General features: G+C 63.6%; 17 protein-coding genes. 13 read left to right on the top strand and 4 right to left on the bottom strand.

Features of this window, described 5'->3' with window-relative positions:
- The first annotated feature begins 1 nt into the window (after window position 1).
- The 11 genes from BLU37_RS16835 (at window position 2) to BLU37_RS16785 (ending at window position 13,707) form a co-directional block, all read left to right on the top strand.
- Window positions 2-1,459, top strand: coding sequence for a mannose-1-phosphate guanylyltransferase/mannose-6-phosphate isomerase (locus BLU37_RS16835; protein ID WP_090206775.1), 1,458 nt, complete (start codon window positions 2-4; stop codon window positions 1,457-1,459).
- Window positions 1,460-1,528: 69 nt separating this feature from the next.
- The gene (locus tag BLU37_RS16830; protein WP_090206773.1) at window positions 1,529-2,302 is read left to right on the top strand and encodes a polysaccharide biosynthesis/export family protein; all 774 of its coding nucleotides are present in this window, start codon (window positions 1,529-1,531) and stop codon (window positions 2,300-2,302) included.
- Between the two features lie 18 nt (window positions 2,303-2,320).
- The gene (locus tag BLU37_RS16825; RefSeq protein WP_090206770.1) at window positions 2,321-4,315 is read left to right on the top strand and encodes a GumC family protein; all 1,995 of its coding nucleotides are present in this window, start codon (window positions 2,321-2,323) and stop codon (window positions 4,313-4,315) included.
- Complete coding sequence (locus BLU37_RS16820) at window positions 4,315-5,505, top strand: glycosyltransferase (protein ID WP_010449647.1); 1,191 nt, start codon at window positions 4,315-4,317, stop codon at window positions 5,503-5,505. Before BLU37_RS16825 ends, BLU37_RS16820 begins: the two co-directional genes overlap by 1 nt.
- Window positions 5,495-6,829 (top strand): beta-galactosidase, encoded by a 1,335-nt coding sequence (locus BLU37_RS16815; protein ID WP_408003678.1) that lies wholly within the window; start codon window positions 5,495-5,497, stop codon window positions 6,827-6,829. Before BLU37_RS16820 ends, BLU37_RS16815 begins: the two co-directional genes overlap by 11 nt.
- The gene (locus tag BLU37_RS16810) at window positions 6,826-8,046 is read left to right on the top strand and encodes a glycosyltransferase family 4 protein (protein ID WP_010449653.1); all 1,221 of its coding nucleotides are present in this window, start codon (window positions 6,826-6,828) and stop codon (window positions 8,044-8,046) included. Before BLU37_RS16815 ends, BLU37_RS16810 begins: the two co-directional genes overlap by 4 nt.
- Entirely contained in the window at window positions 8,037-9,137 is a 1,101-nt protein-coding gene (locus tag BLU37_RS16805; RefSeq protein WP_090206763.1) for a glycosyltransferase family 4 protein, read from the top strand. Before BLU37_RS16810 ends, BLU37_RS16805 begins: the two co-directional genes overlap by 10 nt.
- Window positions 9,137-10,525: an O-antigen ligase family protein gene (locus BLU37_RS16800; RefSeq protein WP_090206760.1), complete on the top strand. Its 1,389-nt coding sequence runs from the start codon at window positions 9,137-9,139 to the stop codon at window positions 10,523-10,525. Before BLU37_RS16805 ends, BLU37_RS16800 begins: the two co-directional genes overlap by 1 nt.
- Window positions 10,522-11,343 (top strand): acyltransferase, encoded by an 822-nt coding sequence (locus tag BLU37_RS16795; RefSeq protein ID WP_010449660.1) that lies wholly within the window; start codon window positions 10,522-10,524, stop codon window positions 11,341-11,343. Before BLU37_RS16800 ends, BLU37_RS16795 begins: the two co-directional genes overlap by 4 nt.
- Window positions 11,344-11,352: 9 nt before the next feature.
- Window positions 11,353-12,777, top strand: coding sequence for a lipid II flippase MurJ (locus BLU37_RS16790; RefSeq protein WP_010449662.1), 1,425 nt, complete (start codon window positions 11,353-11,355; stop codon window positions 12,775-12,777).
- 3 nt (window positions 12,778-12,780) lie between these two features.
- Complete coding sequence (locus BLU37_RS16785; RefSeq protein WP_090206757.1) at window positions 12,781-13,707, top strand: glycosyltransferase family 2 protein; 927 nt, start codon at window positions 12,781-12,783, stop codon at window positions 13,705-13,707.
- Between the two features lie 86 nt (window positions 13,708-13,793).
- Here the strand turns inward: BLU37_RS16785 and recR are convergent, their stop codons facing one another.
- The 4 genes from recR to BLU37_RS16765 all read right to left on the bottom strand — a co-directional run bounded on the left by recR (window position 13,794) and on the right by BLU37_RS16765 (window position 18,935).
- The gene (recR, locus tag BLU37_RS16780) at window positions 13,794-14,396 is read right to left on the bottom strand and encodes a recombination mediator RecR (RefSeq protein ID WP_010449667.1); all 603 of its coding nucleotides are present in this window, start codon (window positions 14,394-14,396) and stop codon (window positions 13,794-13,796) included.
- Between the two features lie 134 nt (window positions 14,397-14,530).
- Window positions 14,531-14,869, bottom strand: a complete 339-nt coding sequence (locus tag BLU37_RS16775) for a YbaB/EbfC family nucleoid-associated protein (RefSeq protein WP_010449669.1) — start codon at window positions 14,867-14,869, stop codon at window positions 14,531-14,533.
- A gap of 62 nt (window positions 14,870-14,931) precedes the next feature.
- A complete protein-coding gene (gene dnaX / locus BLU37_RS16770; RefSeq protein ID WP_090206754.1) occupies window positions 14,932-17,058 on the bottom strand; it encodes a DNA polymerase III subunit gamma/tau in 2,127 nt (708 codons plus the stop codon).
- A gap of 158 nt (window positions 17,059-17,216) precedes the next feature.
- Entirely contained in the window at window positions 17,217-18,935 is a 1,719-nt protein-coding gene (locus tag BLU37_RS16765) for a putative bifunctional diguanylate cyclase/phosphodiesterase (RefSeq protein ID WP_090206752.1), read from the bottom strand.
- 439 nt (window positions 18,936-19,374) lie between these two features.
- On the opposite strand from BLU37_RS16765, the gene BLU37_RS16760 reads away from it, so the two are divergent.
- Both BLU37_RS16760 and BLU37_RS16755 read left to right on the top strand, forming a co-directional pair.
- The gene (locus BLU37_RS16760) at window positions 19,375-19,689 is read left to right on the top strand and encodes a helix-turn-helix domain-containing protein (RefSeq protein WP_010449674.1); all 315 of its coding nucleotides are present in this window, start codon (window positions 19,375-19,377) and stop codon (window positions 19,687-19,689) included.
- Window positions 19,690-19,861: 172 nt separating this feature from the next.
- Window positions 19,862-20,764, top strand: a complete 903-nt coding sequence (locus BLU37_RS16755; RefSeq protein WP_010449675.1) for a DUF2167 domain-containing protein — start codon at window positions 19,862-19,864, stop codon at window positions 20,762-20,764.
- Window positions 20,765-20,792: the final 28 nt, after the last annotated feature.

Raw genomic sequence — 20,792 nt, 5'->3', positions numbered from 1 at the left:
CATGAGCCTGCTCATTCCCTGCATCATCGCTGGCGGTGCCGGCACCCGACTCTGGCCAGTGTCCCGCGAAGCCATGCCCAAACCGTTCATGCGCCTGCCCGATGGCGAAAGCCTGCTGCAGAAAACCTTCCGCCGGGCCACCGGTCTGGCGGACGTACAGCGCCTGCTGACCGTGACCAACCGCGAGGTGTTCTTTCGCACGCTCGATGACTACCGTCTGCTGAACAAGACCGGGGCAGCCCTGGATTTCATCCTCGAACCCTTCGGTCGCAATACCGCGCCGGCGATCGCCGCCGCCGCCCTGCATGTCGCCCACCTCTATGGCGAGGATGCACAGTTGCTGGTACTTCCGGCGGACCATCTGATCAAGGACCTGGACGCCTTCGCCCAGGCGGTGCAAAGCGCACGCAAACTGGCTGACCAGGGTTGGCTGGTGACCTTCGGCCTGATCCCGACCCGGGCCGAAACCGGCTTTGGCTATATCGAAAAAGGCCAGTCCCTGGGCAACGACAGCTTCCAGATCGCGCGCTTCGTCGAGAAGCCCGACACGGCCACCGCCCAGGGCTATCTCGACGGCGGCCTGCACCTGTGGAACGCCGGCATGTTCTGCATGCGCGCCGACGTGGTACTGCGCGAACTGCAGGAACATGCCCCGGACGTGCTGGCAACCATGACCGAATGCCTGGCCCACAGCCATAGCCGCGAGGGCAAGCAGGAACTGCAACTGGAACTCGACAGCAAGACCCTGGCCCTGGCACCGGATATTTCCATCGACTATGCGTTGATGGAGCGTTCCCACAAGGTCGCGGTGGTGCCCTGCCAGCTGGGCTGGAGCGATATCGGCTCCTGGGCGGCGGTACGCGAACTGAGCCCGGCCGATGCCAACGGCAACCAGTGCAACGGCGAAACCGTGCTGCACGATGTGAGCAACTGCTACATCGATTCGCCCAAGCGTCTGGTCGGTGGTGTCGGTCTCAAGGACCTGATCATCATCGACACGCCCGACGCCCTGCTGATCGCCGATGGCAAGCGCAGCCAGGACGTGAAACTCATCGCCCAGGAACTCAAGCGCCAGGGCCACGATGCCTATCGCCTGCACCGCACGGTAACCCGGCCCTGGGGCACCTATACCGTGCTCGAGGAAGGCAAGCGTTTCAAGATCAAGCGCATCGTGGTCAAGCCCGACGCATCGCTGTCGCTGCAGATGCACCACCACCGCAGCGAACACTGGATCGTCGTCAGCGGCATGGCCCGGGTCACCAACGGCGAGAACGAATTCCTGCTCGACACCAATGAATCGACCTTCATCAAGCCAGGCAAGACCCATCGCCTGGTCAATCCGGGGGTGATCGACCTGGTGATGATCGAGGTGCAGAGCGGCGAATACCTGGGCGAGGACGACATTGTGCGTTTCACCGATATCTACGGAAGGGTTCCCGTCGAAACCGCCAAGTCCTGAAACACCGCCAGTCCAGTACCACCGAACCCGTCAGGAAGCTGTAAACATGCACGACAGGAAGAGCGACCAATGAAAACCCCCTTGCTGATCTTCAGTGTTCTATTACTCAGCGCCTGCAGCATCCCGGCCAAAGTGGTGCTGCCGCAAAAAAACGTGCTGCAGGAAGGTCACAGGGCTGGCGAGGCATTGGCCGGCAAACCCCTGCCTGCCCAACGGATTCGGCCTGGCGATACCTTGCGTATCGTGCGCAACACCGGCGAGGCGCCGTCGATCTCGGCGTTCACCGCCAACTCCATCTATGAGCTGACGTTGTTCACGGTGATGAACGACGGCAGCTTCGCCTACCCCTACATCGGCAACGTCAAGGCCGCTGGCCTGACTCCACAGGAACTGACGCTGTTTCTGCAGGACAAGCTCAAGAACATCTACCAGGACTCGGCCCTGACCGTGAACATTTCCGCGGCGCCGGGCAATACCGTGTTCGTCGGCGGCTCGGTGCGCAACCCGGCCAACCTGCCGGTGACCGTCACCACCACCCTGGAACAGGCCCTGATCGGTGCTGGCGGCCTGCTGCCGGTGGGTGACAGCCGCAACGTCGCGCTGCTGCGTCAGGAAGACGACGGCCGCTACAAGACCTACTTCTTCGACTACCGCGACACCATGCTCGCCGGCGTCAGCAACCGGCCGCCGGTGCTGCTGCAACGCGGCGACGTGGTGTTCGTGCCCAAGTCCCACGTGGGCAATGGCATCGAGTGGGTCGACCTGTACCTGAACCAACTGATTCCGTTCCAGAAATCGATTGGTTTCGGGGTGAACTACAACTTGCGTGAAAACAGCAACTGATCGTTAAGGACAACAGACATGATCAATATCCGCTCCTTCCGCGATTTGTTGCGCCTGTTCTTCATCTTCAAGCGCGAAGTGAAAATCACCGTCCTGGTGACGCTCGCCATCATCCTGCTGGGTGCGTTCCTGCTGCCCAACCGCTACGAATCCACGGCCTTGCTGCTGGTCAAGCCGGGCCGCGACACCAGTACCCTGCCGATCGAGATTTCCGACCGCCAGGCGACCATCATTCCCAGTGCCCAGCGCGATCCGATCCTCGATGAGGAGCGCATGCTCAGCGGACGCCCGATTGCCCGCCTGGTGGCCGAACAGTACCTCAACGAACTGTCCAAGGTACCGCCACAGGAAGGCTTCCTCGGCAGTGTGAAGACCCTGGTCAAGAGCACCCTGCAAGCGCTGGTCGACGCCGGTCGCGGGCTCCTGCAACTGCTCGGGCTGGTGGAAAAACAGACCCCGGTCGAACGCCTCGCCGACCAGTTGCTGAAGAACTTCAACGTGACCCACGCCGCCGGCTCCTCGGTCATGGAAATCAGCTTCACCTGGAACAATCCGGCGGTGGCGCAGATCATCGTCCAGAGCTGGATCGAACAGTACGAACAGGAGCGCACCCGCAGCCTGGGGCGCAAAAGTCTCTACACCTTCTATGAAGCCGAGAGCAAGGCGACCCAGGCACGCATCCTCGACTACAAGAAAAAAATCGAAACGCACCTCAACGAACTGGGCGCGGTGAGCATCGGCGAGCGCCTGAACGATATCTCGCGCAACCTCAACAACCTGCGCGGCGAACACCTGAACACCACCCGCGCCGTGGCCTCGACCCGCAGCGGCCTGGAGCGCATCCAGGCGCAGCTCAACAGCATGCGCAAAGAGATCAGTATCGGCCGGCAGATGAGCATCAACCCCGACCGCCAGGACCTGCAACAGCGGATCAACTCCAAGCAGATCGAGCGCCAGGAAATGCTGCGCACCTTCAAGGAAGGCGCACCGCCGGTGAAGGCCATGGACACCGCCATCGCCAATCTGGAGAAACTGCTCAAGTCGCAGAATGCGGTGGTCCAGCGCTCCGACAACCTGGCACCGAACCCGGTCTACACCCGTCTGCAAAACAGCTTCGCCGACCAGCAGGCCAGCCTCAGCCGCCTGCAGACCCAGGCTGCGCAACAGAAGAGCCAGCTTGAACAACTGGAACAGGACCGCCGCCAGGCCCTGGCCATCGAACCCGAGATGGCGCGCCTGCAACGCGAACTCGACGCCGCCGAGAAGAGCTTCGCGCTGTACAGCGACAGCACCGAGAAAGCGCGGATCGACCGGGAACTGGACAAGAGCCGGATCAGCAACATCGCGGTGATCGAACAGGCCACCCTCAATGAGGGCCGGATCTTCCCCAAGAGCCTGAGCATGATCCTGCTGGCGATTCCGCTGAGCCTGGCAGTCGGCCTGCTGGCGCTGTACTTCTTCTATCTGCTGGACCAGCGCATCCACGACGGCGACAAGATCGAGTCGCGCTTCGGAGTCAAGGTCTGGAGCAGCCTGCAGGACATCAGCGACGGCCAGCCACAGCGGCGCACCGCCTTCACCGCCAGCATGTACCGGCTATACGGGGTACTGCCGCTGGAGCGGGTCGCCGAACATGGCCTGACCATCGGCCTGACCTCGTCCCGTCGTGGCGAAGGGGTCAGCTTCGTCATCGAGCATCTCAGTGAACTGCTACGCCAGCGCGGTCACAACGTGCGTGTCGAAGGTTCCGGCCCCGCTCAACCCGGGGAGATCGTGCTGCTCAACGCCGGCGCCTTCTTCTCCAACCAGGAAGCCTTCGTGATTCTGCGCCAGGCCGACCTGATCACCCTGATCATCGAAGCGGAAAGCACCACCGTACCGATTCTGGAAAATGCCCTGACGACCCTCACCACCGCATTCAAGCGAGTCGACGGCATCATCCTCAATCGTCGGCGCTTCGAGATTCCGGAGCGGGTCCTCCACACCCTGGCACGGTTGCGGAGTCATCCCTGATGCATATCGCCCTGCTCGCCCCGCTGCCACCGGAACAGAATGGCATCGCCGATTATGCCGGCCATCTCAAGGCGGCCCTGGAAAGCCAGGGTGTGCGCGTCAGCACGCCACTGGCCGGCCTGGGCAACGATCCACAGCAGGCGGTTCAGGCGGTGGCCGGTTACGACTGGCAGGGGATCGATCTGGTGCATGCGGAAATCGGCGGCGGCCGCCTCGCCGAATTCCATGCCCTGAAAGCCTTGCGCACGCGCTTTGCGCGGTTACCGCTGACGGCCACCATCCATGATCCGGAGCGCCTGGTCTGGCGCCGCGAGCGCCTGCCCTGGCCGCTGTCGCTGGCCAGCAAACTACCGTCGCCGCTACCGCAAGTGGCCACGGTACTGGCCGATCCCCTGTGTCTGCATGAAGAACGGCAACTGGCCCGCAGCCTGACCCGGCTGATCACCCTGACGCAATCGGGCAGCCACTGCCTGCGCCAGCGCATGGGCCTGCGCGGCGAGCAGATGGCGGTGATCCCCCACGGCAACCTGACAATCGCCCCCGCACCGCTGCCACCGCTGGAGCCGCTGAAACTGCTGTACTTCGGCTTTATCTACCGTGGCAAGGGCATCGAGGACCTGCTCGACGCCCTGGCGATGACCTTCACCCAACACCCGACACTGCGCGGGCAATTGCGCCTGACCCTGGCCGGTGGCAGCGAGCCGGAAATGGCCTTCGGCCCGGCCGGCAGCTACCTCGATCAATTGCGCCAGCACATCCAGCGGCTCGGCCTGCAGGACAGCATCGACTGGCAACTCGACCTGCCGGCCGCCGACATTCCCCTGGTGATCCAGGCACACCACGTGATGGTGTTGCCCTACCGCGAGTCGAGCAAACTCAAACTGCTGGGACAACTGCGTGGCACCAGCGGCGCGCTGTCCTGGGCCGCCGCCTGCGGACGCGGCGTGATCACCTCGGACGCCCGCTCGTTTGCCGAAGAGGTCGCCCACGGCAACGGCGTGATCTTTCCCCAAGGCAATGTCAGTGCCCTGGCGGCCGAGATCAGTCATCTGTGTGCGACGCCCGAACGAGCGATCCGCTGGGCCGAACACGCCAGCATGATCGGCAACCAGCGCGTCTGGAGCCAGACCGCCAACCGTTTCCTGCAGGTGTTCGAGCAGGCGTGTCGAGGGCATGAACATGTGGCGTAAACCGCTGGTCTGGATCCCCCTGTTGGCCATGCTGGCCGGTGTCATCAGCGCCTTGCAGTGGCGGACCACCGACGCCCAGCCCACCTCCCAGACCCTGCTCAAGGCACCACGGGCCATCGAGTGGAAAGATTTCCTCGGGGTCAACGTGCAGTTCCAGTATTTCGAGCCGGACATCTACCAGAAACAGATGAGCCGCCTCGACGAACTGGGCCTGAACTGGGTACGCCTGACCATTCACTGGCCAATGATCGAGCCGCAACAGGGGGTCTATGACGTCACGACCCTCGACGCGGCGATGCAACAGATGCAGGCCCACCGCTACAACGTCATTGCCTACCTGGTGGGCTCGCCGGCCTTCGCCAGCAGTGCGCCGCAAGGCGCTACCGGCATCGACCAGTACCCGCCCAAGGACTTCGACCTGTTCGCCAACCGCATGGCGACCCTGGCCGAACGCTATCCCCAGGTGAACACCTGGCAGGTGTGGAACGAACCGAACATCATCTGGCTGCCCAAGGAAGACCCGGTCGCCTACTACCGGCTGTTGACCACCACCGCCCAGGCGATCCGCGCGAAGGTGCCGAACAAGCCGGTAGCCACCGCCGGGCTGGCCTACTACAGCCAGATGCACAGCACCCCGGGGCTGATGCTCGACAAACTGGTGAGCCAGGGCCTGGCCAGCCAGAACCTGATCGCCGCCTATCACCCCTATTCCGAGCTGCCCGAAGGCGACAGCGCCAAGGACCGCGACTTCCTCGTCAAGGGCAATAGCCTCAACCAATCCCTGCACAGCGCCGGGGTCTCCCAGGTATGGGCCACCGAATGGGGCTGGTCAAGCTACGAAGGCCCCCGGGAAATGCAGGCACTGATCGGCACCGCCGGCCAGCAGGACTACACCCTGCGACGCCTGGCGCTGATGAGTGCCATGGACTACCAGCGGATCTTCCTGTTCAACCTCAGCGACCTCGACGCCCGGGCCACTCCGCGTGACCAGTTCTATGGTCTGGTCGACCTCGATGGTGACCCCAAGCCGGTCTACACGGCGCTGAAGAATTTCTTCGAGGTGACCGGCCCGAAACTGCAACCGGCCGATACTCCCAGCCTGCGCAATGCCCCCGACGACCTGTTCAGTGTCACCTGGACCCGCAACGACGGAGCCCGCGTCTGGATGTTCTGGAGCGCCAGCGGCCGCAGCCTGCAACTGCCCGGGGTGACGAAGGCCGCTCTGTTCGACCCGCTGTCCGGCAGCCGTACCGACCTGAGCGATGCCCAAGCCGTTACCGTCCCGCTGAAAACCAGCCTGCAACTGTTGGTGTGGACGCCATGAAGATACTCTGGACCCTGCCCTACCTGCCCTGGCCCACTACCAGCGGCGGCAAGACCCGACAATTCCATCTGCTGCGCAGCCTGGCCGCCCGTGGGCACAGGATTACCCTGCTGGTGCAGTCCAAGAGCGCGCTCGACGAAGCCACCCGCCAGACCCTGCTGCCGCACCTGGAGCGCCTGATCGTGGTGCCACGGCGTTCGCTGCGTAGCCTGCGCACCCTGTCCACGGTGCTGTTTTCGCCCTATCCGATGCTGGCCGCCGTCAACGGCTCGGCACCCTCGTTGCAACAGCAGTTTCGCAGCCTGCTGGAAGAGCACTGGGACGTGATCCAGATCGAGCACAGCTACAGCTTCCAACCGTTCGAACAGCCGCTGATCGAGGCCCGGCGCGATTTCATTCTCACCGAACACAACGTCGAATCGGCCCTCGGCGCGGCCAGCTACGACCGCCTGCCGGGCTGGTTGAAACCCTTCACCCTGTACGACCAATGGCGCTATCGACGCTGGGAAGCCCGAGTATTCAGCCAGGCCACCGAACTGGTCGCCGTGACCCGCGCCGATGCCGACGTCCTGCACCAGCAGACCGGCAAGCCGGTGGCCGTGGTGGTCAACGGCGTCGACACCGGCCATTACGCCGGCGTGACGCCCGACCTGCACGCCCAACGCCTGCTGTTCATCGGCAACTACGAATACAGCCCGAACCTGGACGCGGTGGAGTGGGCCCTGGAGGAAATTCTCCCGGCGCTCTGGCAGCTCAATCCCCAGGTGCGTTTCGCCATTGCCGGCTACGGCCTGCCGGATGCCTGGCGCGAACGCTGGAGCGATCCGCGCATCGAGTGGCAAGGTTTTGTGCCCGACCTGCGCACCCTGCAAAGCCGTGCCTCGGTGTTCTTTGCGCCATTGCGCCAGGGCGGCGGTTCCAAGCTCAAGGTGCTGGAAGCCATGGCCGCCGGCCTGCCGGTGGTGACCACCGAACAGGGCAGTTCGGGCCTGAAAGTCGAGAACGGTCACCACTACCTGGGCAGCGAAGACCCGCAAGCCCTGGTGCAGCTACTCGCCGACGCCCTCGCACAACCGGAGCGCCTGCAACAGATCGCCGAGGCCGGTCGCGCCTACGTCAAGGCCGAGCACGACTGGTCCGTGGCGGCCGCACAGCTCGAAGCGGTCTACACCCGACTCCCACAGCTCAAAAAAGAAGAAGTGCCCGTATGCGCATAGGACTGGATTACCGCCCGACGGCGGGCTACACCCAAACCGGCATCGGCCGTCAGAACCTGGCACTGGAAGAGGCACTGCGAGCCCATCCCGAGGTACAGTTGCAACTGTTCGGCGTAGCGCCGGAGGACCACCCGCTGCGGCGCCGCGTTCATTGCCCGCGCTGGGAGGCACCGCTGCAATCCATTCACCGCCTGCCCCTGCGCCTGAAGTTCGAAGCCGGCTTCCTGCCCGGCGCGCTGCGCGCGGCCGGGGTGCAGATCTATCTCTGCAACTTCAACATGGGCCTGCCGCTGGGGCGCAAACCGGCCGATATGCGCTATGTGCTGCAACTGCACGACCTGTTCCAACTGACGCTGAAGAACAGCCACGGTTCACGCATCAAGGAGCGGGTCTATCGCATCACCGACCGCCTGTCGATCGGTCACTCGGTCAAGGTCGCCGACCGGATCTGGACCCCGTCGCAGTACACCGCCGACGAAGTGGTCAAACTGTTCCCGCAAGCCCGCGACAAGATCCGCGTGTTGCCCAATCTGGTCGAGGGCTTCAGCGGCGAACCGGCCGATATCAGCGACCTGCAGTTGCCGCCGCGCTACTGGCTGGTGGTCGGCACCCGCGAACCGCGCAAGAACATCCCCTGGTTCGTCAGCGCCTGGCAGACCGCCCGCCAGCAATCGGACCAGGTGCCGGAGCTGGTGCTGATCGGCGTCCCCGAGCATCTGCCCTCGCCGCTACGGCACCTGCCGGGCCTGCACTATCTCAGCGGTATCAGCGATGCCCAACTGCATGCGGTCTACCAACAGGCGCAGCGCCTGTGGCAGCCGTCCTACGCCGAAGGCTTCGGTCTGCCGGTGGTCGAGGCCCTGAGCGTCGGCACGCCGGTGGCGGTCGCCAGTGGCTCGTCGCTGGATGAAATCACCCCGCCGGACAGCCCACGCTTCTCGCCAACCGACAGCCCGGCGCTGACCGCACTGATGCTCGGCCTCGCCCAAGCCCCGGCCGAAGATCCCGCCGTCTTGCGCGCCTGGGCCACCCGGTACGCCACGGCGGCGTACCGGGAACGCTTCAACCAATTGCTCGAGGAACTGCGATAATGCCGATCGCGATGCCCATAGCCCTGCTGCTCAGCCTGGTCTTCGGTGTCCTGGTCTGGCTGTTGCCGGCCGTCAAGGTGCTGGTGCTGCTGTTCGGTATCGCCGGGATCGTGACGATCATCCGTCAGCCGCTCTGGGGTCTGTTGCTGTTCACCGTGCTCGCCACTTTCCTGCCCTACTCGACGGTCCAGATCGGCCTGCGCACCACGGTGTCCGAAGCCTTGATCCTGCTGGTCTGGGGCAGCGTGCTGGTGCAGAGCCTGTTCAACAACCTGCCGCCAAAGCCGCCACTGCTACGCACCGAACGCTTTCTGGTGGCATTGATGCTGTTCAGCGCCTTCCCGTTCATCATCGGCCAGTTGACGGTGAACGCCGAAGGCAACGGCCCGGTGAACTGGGTTCGCTGGCTGCTCAATCTCTCGGTGCTGTTCCTGGTGCCGCGCCTGCTCAATACCCCTCGGGCGCGCGAACAGGCAGTGATCGGACTGCTGCTCGGGACCCTGTTGATGTTGCTGCTGTCGATCCCGGTGTTCCTCAAGAACGGCACGGCCACCAGCATGACACCGATCCTGGAACGCCTGGGCTATGGCGGCATCACGGTACTGGGCGACAGCCTGAGCGCCATGGCCAACCGCATGGGCTCGCCGTGGATGCACCCCAACGTCACGGGCGGCGCCATGGCCCTGCTGATGCCCCTGGCGTTCTGCTTCGGCCTGACACGCCAGAGCTGGCCACGGATGCTGGGTTTTGCCGTTGCCGGCCTGGGCGCGGTCGCCCTGCTGCTGAGCGGCTCGCGCGGTGCGCTGCTGAGCCTGATCGTGGTGCTGGTCTGGCTGGCCCGCAAGCGCGTGCCCTATACCGGCCGCCTGTTGGTGGCCGGCGCGGCCTTCGGCGCCCTGCTGCTGATGTTCTATCCGCCGCTGCAGGATCGCCTGCTGACCATCTTCTCCACCAATGACGCCAGTACCAGCGTGCGTTTCGACGAGTATTCGCACTTCCCGCAGGCCGTCGCGATGTTCCCCTTCGGCATCGGCTTCAAGACTGAACCGCCGGTGCCCGGTACCGGCCTCTGGGGGATCTCCAACCTGTGGCTGAACTTCATCTACAAGCTCGGTATTCCCGGCATGCTGCTGTTCGTGACGGTGATCTGGAGCTGGTGGCGGGAAACCCGCCCCAACCAGGAAAGCATCCGCCTGAGCGCTGACAACGCCCTCTGGCTCGGCACCACCGCAGGTCTCATGGCCGCCCTGCTCAGCGGTATCTTCGACCACTATTTCAGTTTCACCCAGGTGCTGATCGCCCTGTTCTGGCTGTTGCTCGGCCTGAACCTGCACGAAGCCCGACGCCTCAAGCCCAAAGCCTCGAGCCTTTCTGGAGTCCAACCATGAAACACCGTCTGATGCACTCGTTGAACCTGCGAGAGGCCCTGCCCGAATACGCGCAAAAAATGGCCGTCAGCCTGGAAGAGTTGCAGGCTACGTATCAGTGGATGCTGGAGAATGATGTCTGCTTCGAGCAGCCGCTCAAGGGTAACGTGCTGTGTTTCATCAGTTACCTGAACATCGAAACCCGCATCGAACCACCGCTGGCCCGGCGCTTCTATGCCCTGCTCGCCAGCGAACTCAAGGGCGCATTGATTCCGCTCTACGGCATCAACTGGCCGACGCTGCGCGACCGCCTGCTGCGCTGGTGGGAACTGGCCTACAACATCCTCATCTGCAAGATCCCCAGCCACACCCTGCGCCTGCTCTGGCTGCGCATCGGCGGGGCGAAGATCGGCAAGGGTTCGACGGTCTGGCGCAACACCGAGGTGCTGGGCGTCGACAGTCTGCGCATCGGCAACGACAGCACGGTCGGCTGGCACTGCCAGCTGGATGCCAGGGGCGGGCTGATCATCGGCGACCACGTGACCATCGCCTCCCACGTGCTGATCATCGCGGGCGGGCATGATGTCCAGGCGCCGGAGTTCTGGGCCGTGGGCGGCCCGGTGTATATCCGTGACTACGCCTGGATCGCCAGCCGGGCACTGCTGTCCTTCGGTGCCGACATCGGCGAGGGCGCGGTGGTCGGCGGCCAGTGCGTGGTGTCCAAGCCGGTCCCTGCCTATGCGATCGTCGGTGGCCCGGACGCGGCGATCAAGGGCGAACGCTGCCGTGGCCTGAACTACAAGGTGGGCGGCAAAGGCCTGTTCACTTTGTTCCACTGAGTCAGGCCGATGTTCGGTTCGACACTCTGGCTGACCCTGGCGACCCTCACCGGCCTGGCCGCCGGCTTCGCCCGCGAATGGCTGCTGGTTGCCGCGTGGGGCGCGGGCGGGCGCAGCGACAGCTTCCTGGTGGCGCTGTTCCTGCCGGAAGCCTTGCGCATGGCCCTGGCCGCCGGCCTGCTCAGTGCCGCGGCGCTACCGCTGTACCAGCAACGCTCGGCCAGCGAACAGGCCAACTGGCTCGGCGCATTGGCCCCGCGCCTGCTGCTCTGCGGCCTGTTGCTGGGCAGTCTGCTGAGCCTGGGTGCGCCGCTGTGGGTGCGGCTGATCGGCCCCGGTCTCGACAGCCAGGGTTATCAATTGGCCAGCGGCAGCCTCTACTGGCTGGCCTGGTGCGCGCCCGGTTTCATCCTCCATGCGCTGCTCTGCATACCGTTGCAGGCCCGTTCGCGGTTCGTCCTGGCGGGGCTCGGCTCGCTGCTGTTCAACCTGCCGCCGGTGCTGTACCTGGCCCTTCTACGGCATGAGGCCACGCCGACCGGCCTGGCCTGCGCCTGCGTGCTCGGCAGCCTGCTGATGCCGACAGTGCTGTTGCCATCGTTGTTGCGCAGCGGCTGGAAACCCTGGCAGCCGGCGCGCGCTCCCGGGGCCGGACGCGAGTTGCTCAAGCAGATCGGCCCCCTGCTCAGCAGCAATCTGGCGAGCCAGGGCCTGGCCCTGCTGGAGCGGATGGTCGCCTCGCTGCTGGGGGAAGGCGCGGTGACCTGGATCAACCTGGCGCGCAAACTGATCAACTTGCCGCTGATCGCCCTGATGAGCCTTAACCAGGTGCTGCTCGGGCTGATGAGCGGCAGTGCCGGCAGCGAACGCCTGTCGCTATTGCGCAAGGGTCTGGCCAGCGCCACCCTGCTGACCCTGCCGGCCGTTGCCGGGCTGATCGGCGCCGCCGCCGCGCTGGTCAGCCTGCTGTTGCCCAGCCAGGCGGTCGGTAGCCCGTTGCCGGAACTGCTGGCCTGGTTCTGCGTACCACTGCTGTTCGGCGCCTGGAACGCCCTGCTCGCCCGCTATGCCTACGCCGCTGGCGATACGCGTATGCCGCTCAACTGCGAACTGGCCGGCAGCCTGCTCAATGCCCTGCTGCTGGCAGTCTTGCCGTACGTGTTCGGGCTGGTCGGGATCGCCCTGGCGGCCATCTGTGGGGTGATTCTCACCGGTCTGCTGCTGATGCGCCGGCAAGGGTTGCTGAACGAAGTGCCCTGGCGCAGCCACTGGCTGCTCGGGGTCGGCGTGATGCTCATCGCCGCGCTGTTGCTGCACCCTCTCCCGGGTACCTGGCTGCAACTGGGCCTGAGCACCCTCTACGGCCTGGCGTTGCTGATCGCCCTGGCACTCTGGCTGCGCCCGTGGCGGCCGACGGCAATCTCTGGAGGCTGAAGCATGTCGACCCTCAACGTGGCCTGTGTGATCCCCACCTACAACGGCCGTCGGGATCTGGAACGCCTGCTCGACTCCCTGGATCGCCAGACGGCGGTGTTCGACACGCTGATCGTCGACTCCAGCTCCAGCGACGGCACGTTCGAACTGGCCACTTCGCGCTGCCCCAATGTACTGCGGATCGACAGCAAGGACTTCAACCACGGCGGCACCCGCCAGATGATGGTCGAGCGTCATCCCGAATATGACGTCTACGTGTTCATGACCCAGGACGCCTACCTGGAGGACCCCGAGGCACTGGCCAACATCGTCTGGCCCTTTACCGACGACAGCATCGGCGCGGTCTGCGGTCGGCAGTTGGCACATCTCGACGCCAGCCCGCTGGCCGAACACGCGCGACTGTTCAATTACCCGCCCACCTCGCAGGTCAAGAGTATGGAGGACGCCCCCCGGCTGGGCATCAAGACCGCGTTCGCCTCCAACTCCTTCTGTGCCTACCGGCGCCAGGCCTTGATGCAGATCGGGGGGTTCCCGCAGCACGTGATCCTCTCGGAAGACATGTACGTGGCGGCGAAGATGCTACTGGCCGGCTGGAAAGTCGCCTATGAGGGCAGCGCCTGCTGCCGACACTCGCACAACTACACGCTCTGGGAAGAGTTTCGCCGCTACTTCGATATCGGCGTGTTCCACGCACGCGAGCCGTGGATCCGCCAGGCATTCGGCGGTGCTGGCGGCGAAGGCTTGCGCTATGTGCTGTCCGAACTGAAGTTTCTCGGCCCCAGTCGGCTCTCGGCCTGGCCCGGCTCGTTCCTGCGCAATGCAGTGAAACTGTTCGCCTACAAACTCAGCCAGCAGGAGCGCTATCTGCCCAAGGGCCTGAAGAAACGCCTGGGCATGTACAAGCGTTACTGGGACAGCCCGTACGCTTAGTGACCGATGTGGTGACAGGAGCAGAGCATACTGTGTGACGCCTTGAACGCTGGCGGGAACACCCGGCACAGCGCCCCTGACAAGGGTTACAAGGCGATCGGCTTGCGGCCGGCAAACGAGTGCGCGAGGGTACCGCCGTCCACCAACTCCAGCTCACCGCCCAACGGCACGCCATGGGCAATACGCGAGGTGATCAGGCCCTTGTTGGTCAGCAACTGGGCAATGTAATGCGCCGTGGCTTCGCCCTCGACCGTCGGGTTGGTCGCCAGGATCACTTCGGTGAAGCTGCCCTGCTCCTCGATCCGTGCCAGCAATTGCGGAATACCGATGGCCTCCGGCCCCAGACCATCGAGCGGCGACAGATGGCCCTTGAGCACAAAGTAACGGCCGCGATAACCGGTCTGCTCCACCGCATAGACATCCATCGGCCCCTCGACCACACACAACAGGGTGTCGTCACGTCGCGTGTCGGCACATTGCGGGCACAGGTCGTCCTCGGTCAGGGTGCGGCACTGGCGACAGTGCCCAACCCCGTCCATGGCCTGGGCCAACGCCTGGGACAGGCGTGCGCCGCCACTGCGATCACGTTCGAGCAGTTGCAAGGCCATGCGCTGGGCGGTTTTCTGGCCGACCCCGGGCAGTACCCGAAAGGCGTCGATCAGTTGGCGAATCAGGGGGCTGAAGCTCATGGGCGATAGGTCCGACAAAACTGCGAGAGGCGGTTTATACCCGCGGCTTTGGCCAGCGTCAAATGCGCAGGTCCGCAGCCCCGGAAACAACAATGCCAGGCCTGGGGCCTGGCATTGTTCAACAGCAAGCGGCCTTAGAAAGGCATCTTGAAGCCCGGTGGCAATTGCATGCCAGAGGTCATGCCGGACATCTTGTCGGCGCTGTTGGCTTCGATCTTGCGCACGGCATCGTTGACCGCAGCGGCAAACAGATCTTCCAGCACTTCACGGTCATCTTCGCTGACGCCTTCGAGCAGGCTGGGGTCGATGCTCACACGCTTGAGGTCGTGACGCCCGGTCATGACCACGGTGACCATGTCGCCGCCGGCCTTGCCGGTGACTTCGGCGTTGGCCAGTTCTTCCTGCATCTTGGCCATTTTTTCCTGCATCTGCTGCGCCTGCTTCATCAGGCCGGCCATGCCACCCTTCATCATGGGAATCACCTCAAAGTTGCTTGGACAATAGGCGCAAGGCACACACCTCGCGTCTTCAGTTATTAACCCTGGGTCACCAGGGCGTCGACGGGTTCAATAGTACCGTCACGGATCACCGCGCCGAACTGTTGCATCATTTGCTGGATGAACGGATCGGCATGAATCGACGCCACGGCTTCGTTCTGACGCTCGTGACGTCGACGTGCTGCTGCCTGGGCCGGTGTTTCCTGCTCGGGCTTGATCAGCTCGATGGTCACCGTCAGCGTCCGTCCGTGATACTGGTTAAGCGCCTCATTGAGACGCCGTTGTTGCGTCGGATTGAACAGCGCACTGTGGGCCGGGTCCAGGTGCAGCAGCCATTCGTCACCCTTCACCGAGATCAGGGTGCAGTTGGCGGCGATACTGCCGGTCATGCCGGAAATCGGCAGTTTCGGGAACAGTTGCAGCCACTCCAGGGCCAGACCGGTGGCCGGTTGCGCCGCCGGCAACGGCTCGGGTTCAGGCTGCGGCTCCAGCTCGGCGGCATGTTCGGTCGCCAGTTCATCCAGGTAACTGTAGGCCGAATCCATGTCCGGCTCGATGTAATCCTCGTCCAGCGGTGGCTCATCGTCGCGATCGGGGCCGATGGCCGAGCTGAAACCCTGGGTCGGAGTCGGCTCGGGGATGGCCGCTGCGGCCCACTCGGGGGCGGCCGCTGCCACGCTCTCGAGCTTCGGCGCCGGCGTCTCGACGACAGCCGCCGGTACGGGCTCTTCAACCGGCTCCTGAGCCGGTTCTGGCGCCAACTCCTGGGCGGGAACCGGGGCAGGCTCGTTCCATGGCAGGTCGATGTCCTCGACCGCCGCCGCGACCGGCTCAGGTTCAGGCTCCGGCGCCAACTCGACAAGCGGTTCAGGCACCGCCTCGCTCACCGGAGCCGGAGTGGCCACGGGCGCAGCCGGCGGCACCACAGGAGCAGCAGGTGGCACCACCATGGCGGCAGGCGCCGCAGCCACCGGGGCCACCGGCGCTGCGGCGGCCGGACCGGCCACCTTGTTCGCGGAATCAACCGTGGCCTGGCTGATCCCCACTGGCTTTAGTGGCTGCCTGGGGGCCTCTGCACTGTCGGCCGGGCGGAAGGCGAGCATGCGCAGCAACACCATCTCGAAACCGCCACGCGGGTCCGGTGCCAGTGGCAGGTCGCGCCGACCGATCAGGCCCATCTGGTAATAAAACTGTACGTCCTCGGCCGGCAGTGCCTGGGCCAGGGCCAACACCCGGTCACGGTCGCCATGGCCATTATCGACTCCCTCCGGCAGCGCCTGGGCAATGGCCACGCGGTGCAGCACGTTGAGGATTTCCGAGAGCACGCCGTTCCAGTCCGGCCCCTGTTCGGCCAGGTGCCGCACGGCCTCGAGCAGCGCCTTGGCGTCCCCCTCGATCAGTGCATGCAACACATCGTAGACCTGGCCGTGGTCCAGCGTGCCGAGCATCGCCCGCACATCACTGGCCATAACCTTGCCTTCACCGAAGGCAATGGCCTGGTCGGTCAGGCTCATCGCATCACGCATCGAACCGTCCGCCGCGCGCCCGAGCAGCCACAGCGCATCATCTTCAAACGGTACGTTCTCGACCCCGAGGACGTGGGTCAGGTGTTCAACCACCCGCTCCGGCGTCATGTTCTTCAGGGAGAACTGCAGGCAACGCGACAAAATCGTTGCCGGGAGTTTCTGCGGATCAGTGGTCGCCAGGATGAACTTGACGTAGGGCGGCGGCTCTTCCAGGGTTTTCAGCAGGGCGTTGAACGAGTGACTGGAGAGCATGTGCACTTCGTCGATCAGGTAGACCTTGAAGCGCCCACGGCTCGGCGCGTACTGCACGTTGTCCAGCAGTTCGCGGGTATCCTCGACCTTGGTGCGGCTCGCGGCGTCGATCTCGATCAGGTCGACAAAACGCCCTTCGTCGATCTCGCGGCATACCGAACAGGTCCCGCAGGGCGAGGAGGTGATGCCGGTCTCGCAGTTCAGGCACTTGGCGATGATCCGCGCAATGGTGGTCTTGCCCACGCCGCGCGTGCCGGTAAAGAGATAGGCATGGTGCAGCCGCTGGCTGTCCAGAGCGTTGATCAGCGCCTTGAGCACATGGGTCTGGCCGACCATTTCGCGGAACGAGCGCGGGCGCCATTTACGTGCAAGAACCTGATAACTCATCGATAACCGTCGCATCTGGAAAGCGGAAGACCGCTAATGCTAGCGGAGCAGGGGCGAAATTGCATCCGGCGTGTTTCGCGGCACCCGCAGCGCAGCGTTATCCAATGGGATGGACCGAGGCTTCGAGCCGCCGCGAAGCCTTTGACACTCTCAAAGAGCTATTCGCAGACAAATCCTGCCACGGGATCGGGTGGCGCATGCCATAACGGCGAGGGGACAAATGACGCGACCCAGGCCGGCACCGCCTGCGCCGCCATCGGACGAGCAACGAAGCTGCCCTGCGCCACGTCACACCCCAGACTGATCAGCAGCCGTCCCTGCTCAGCGGTCTCCAGCCCTTCGGCGATCACCTCCCGGCCAAAGGCCCGGGCCAGGCCGATCACCGCCTTGGTCAGGGCCAAATCGTCCTGATCGTGGAGAATATCGCGAATAAAGGAACGATCGATCTTGATGGTCTGGGTCCGCAGACGCTTGAGGTAGCTCAGCGAGGAATAACCGGTACCGAAATCATCCAGGGAAAACCGTACCCCCAGCGCCTGGCAGTCTTGCAGACACTGGCTCACCCGCTGAATATTTTCGATGGCCACCGACTCGACGATCTCCAGGTCCAGCATCTGCGCCGGAACCTCGGCATAACGGGCCAGCAACGCCTGTAGCCGAGGGACAAAGTCCGCGCGCTGGAAGTGCCGCGCGGCGATATTCAGGCTCACCGGCCAGTTGTACCCCGTCCGCCGCCAGGCCTGTATCTGCGCCAGGACCCGGTCGATGACCCACTCGCCGATCTCGCCGATGACATCCGTCTGCGCCACCAGCGGCAGGAACTCGTGGGGTTCGAGCAAGCCCCGTTGCGGGCTTTGCCAGTGCACCAGCGCCTCGAAACCGACCACCTGGCCGGTACGCAGGTTGACCTTGGGCTGATAGACCAGACGCAGTTCGTCCGCCTCCAGTGCCCGACGCATGGACGCCACACTCTGGTAAGTCGCCCTGACCTCCCGGTCCAGGGACACATCGAACAGATGGAAACGATTGCGCCCACCCTGCTTGGCCAGGTACATCGCCTGGTCGGCGTGACGCAACAAGGTGTCGGGGTCTTCGTCGTCGTCCGGAAACACGGTCACGCCGATGCTGGCACAGACATGAATGTCCTGTTCATGAATCGCATACGGCGCCGAAACCGCCCATAACACCCGCTGCAATGTGGCCTGCAATTCCTGGCTGTCGCGCACGTAACGCAAAATCAGCACGAACTCGTCGCCCGACAGGCGTGCGACCACATCCTCGCCCCGCATGATGCCGCGCAACCGCGCGGCCACCTCCACCAACAGCGCATCGCCACAAGCATGCCCGTAACTGTCGTTGACCGCCTTGAAGCCATCGAGATCCAGCATACACACCGCCAATGGAATGTGCTCACGCCGGGCAAAGTCCAGGGACTGATTCAACAGTTCGGAGAGAAAGGCCCGGTTGGGCAGGCCGGTCAGCACGTCATGCCCGACCCGCCACTGCAAGGTATGCAGCAGACGCAGCTTTTCACTGACATCGAAGCGGATCGACAGGTACTTGCGCACCTGCCCCGTCGCCTCGTCCAACAGGGGCACCATGGTGCTGTCAAGCCAGTACCGCGAACCGTCCTTGGCGCGGTTGCACACCTCGCCCCTCCAGACCTGCCCAAGGGACAGCGTGCGCCACATCTCGCCAAAAAATTCGGGGGGGTGAAAACCGGAATTGAGCAGTCGATGGTTCTGTCCCAACAACTCCTCACGGCTGTAGCCGGAAATCGCACAGAACCGATCATTGACGTAGGTGATCCGCCCGTTCAGATCCGTCTCGGAAAAAATCGCTGCTGCATCCACTACCTTGCGATACGTTTCGTCCATGAGCTCAGTTCACTTGGGCAGTTACCGGTTGAAGCGCTCGACCAGGGCAGCCCTCCCCAGGGAAACAAGCGTCCGTTCGCCTCGACAACCCGCAACACGCCCAGTCCACGACCGGGCAACGCCACGCTGTTCGGCAGAACTTCGACGAAGATCAACTAGAATTAAACCGAGGTTACCGGCAAATCGAAACATGGCTCGCCGTTAACCCGCGAAATAGACGCCTGAAGGCGCGATCAGGTGCTGGCTGCATAAATTTCCGGGAAATACCAGCATTTCCCGCCTCATAAAAACCGCCATCTGAAACCCGATCACCAAATACCTGTCCGACCCGTCGATTCTACGAATTGCATCACATTATGCAATAGAAGGTGATGAATCATGGTGTTGCGTAATGCAAAGATTTATCGTTAAGTTCTTGATTCTAAATGGGAATCGAGCGATGGAAATTTCAAGTTTGGGTATGGCCATTAGACGCTATCGCAAGGTAGCGGGGCTGACTCAGGCTGAACTTGGCGAGAGAACCGGTTTTGACCCCAAAACCATCAGCCGTTTCGAAACCGGCAGCTACACCCCCAGCGTCGAAACTCTGTTTCTGTTTGCTGATGTATTGGGAGTGAAGCTGAAAACGTTTTTCGCGGACATGGGCGATGAAGACGAACAGCGTGCCTATCTGTTCGGAGTCATCCACAAAACACCCTCAAAGGACTTGGGAAAACTGATCGCCGCGATTGACCTCGCCTTGTCCAAGCCCTGAATCACCTCACCCCAGGTCCACCCCACAAGGTCGGACCCGCGGGTGCTGGGCTCTCGGCCCGACACTTATCAATCCACGACGCCCCGCCAGGGTCAGACACGAAAATCTGGCGATTGACCAGTCCTTTCGGTTATTCTTCCGAACAAATTAATTCAAAATGTAAGGGACTACGATGAAACACCTGCGCCAGTTGTTGGTGGCCGTGTTGCTCAGCGCAACCACTTTGCCCGCCATTGCCGCCACCTCCCCAGCGCCTGCGCCAGCTGCCAGTGAACAACCGCACCAGAGCGCCGAGCAGTGGCTCGCCACGCTCAAGCAGCAACATGGCACCATCACCCTGCCCAGCGGCATTGCCACCCTGCAACTGAACAACGAGTTCTATTACCTGTCGCCGGCTGACACCGAACGCCTGTTGACCGAAGCCTGGGGCAACCCGCCAGGCAACAAGACCTTGGGCATGATCATCCCCACCGCCGTCAGCCCGCTGGCGGACAATGGCTGGGGGGTCATTATCAGCTACAAGAACGACGGCCATATTTCCGACGATGACGCGGCCAAGATCGACTACGCCGACCTGCTCAAGCAGATGCAGGCCGATGACGAGGAAGACAACAAGGAACGTCGCAAGCAGGGTTACGCCGGCCTGCAACTGCTGGGCTGGGCCGAGCCACCGAGCTACGACCAGGCCACCCACAAGATGTACTGGGCCCGCGAGCTGAAGGCCGACGACGCCCAGCAGACCACCCTGAACTACAGCATCCGCGTGCTGGGCCGCGAGGGCGTCCTTGAACTCAACGCCGTGGCGGCCATGGCCGACCTGCAGACCATCAAGCAGGAAACGCCGAAGATCCTCGCTTTCACCAACTTCACCGACGGCAACCGCTACGCCGACTACGACTCCAAGACCGACAAGCTGGCACCGTACGGCCTGGCTGCCCTGGTCGCGGGGGGGATTGCGGCCAAAGCCGGCCTGTTCGCCAAGATCGGCGTCGCCCTGCTGGCGTTCAAGAAGTTCATCATCCTCGGCCTGGTGGCCATCGCCGGCCTCTTCGGCAAGCTGTTCAAGCGCAAATGATCCACCCAGAGCCTGGCCCTGCGCCAGG

The organism is Pseudomonas asplenii (assembly GCF_900105475.1).
GTDB classification, from domain to species: domain Bacteria; phylum Pseudomonadota; class Gammaproteobacteria; order Pseudomonadales; family Pseudomonadaceae; genus Aquipseudomonas; species Aquipseudomonas asplenii.
This window is presented reverse-complemented; position numbering and strand designations above follow the sequence as displayed.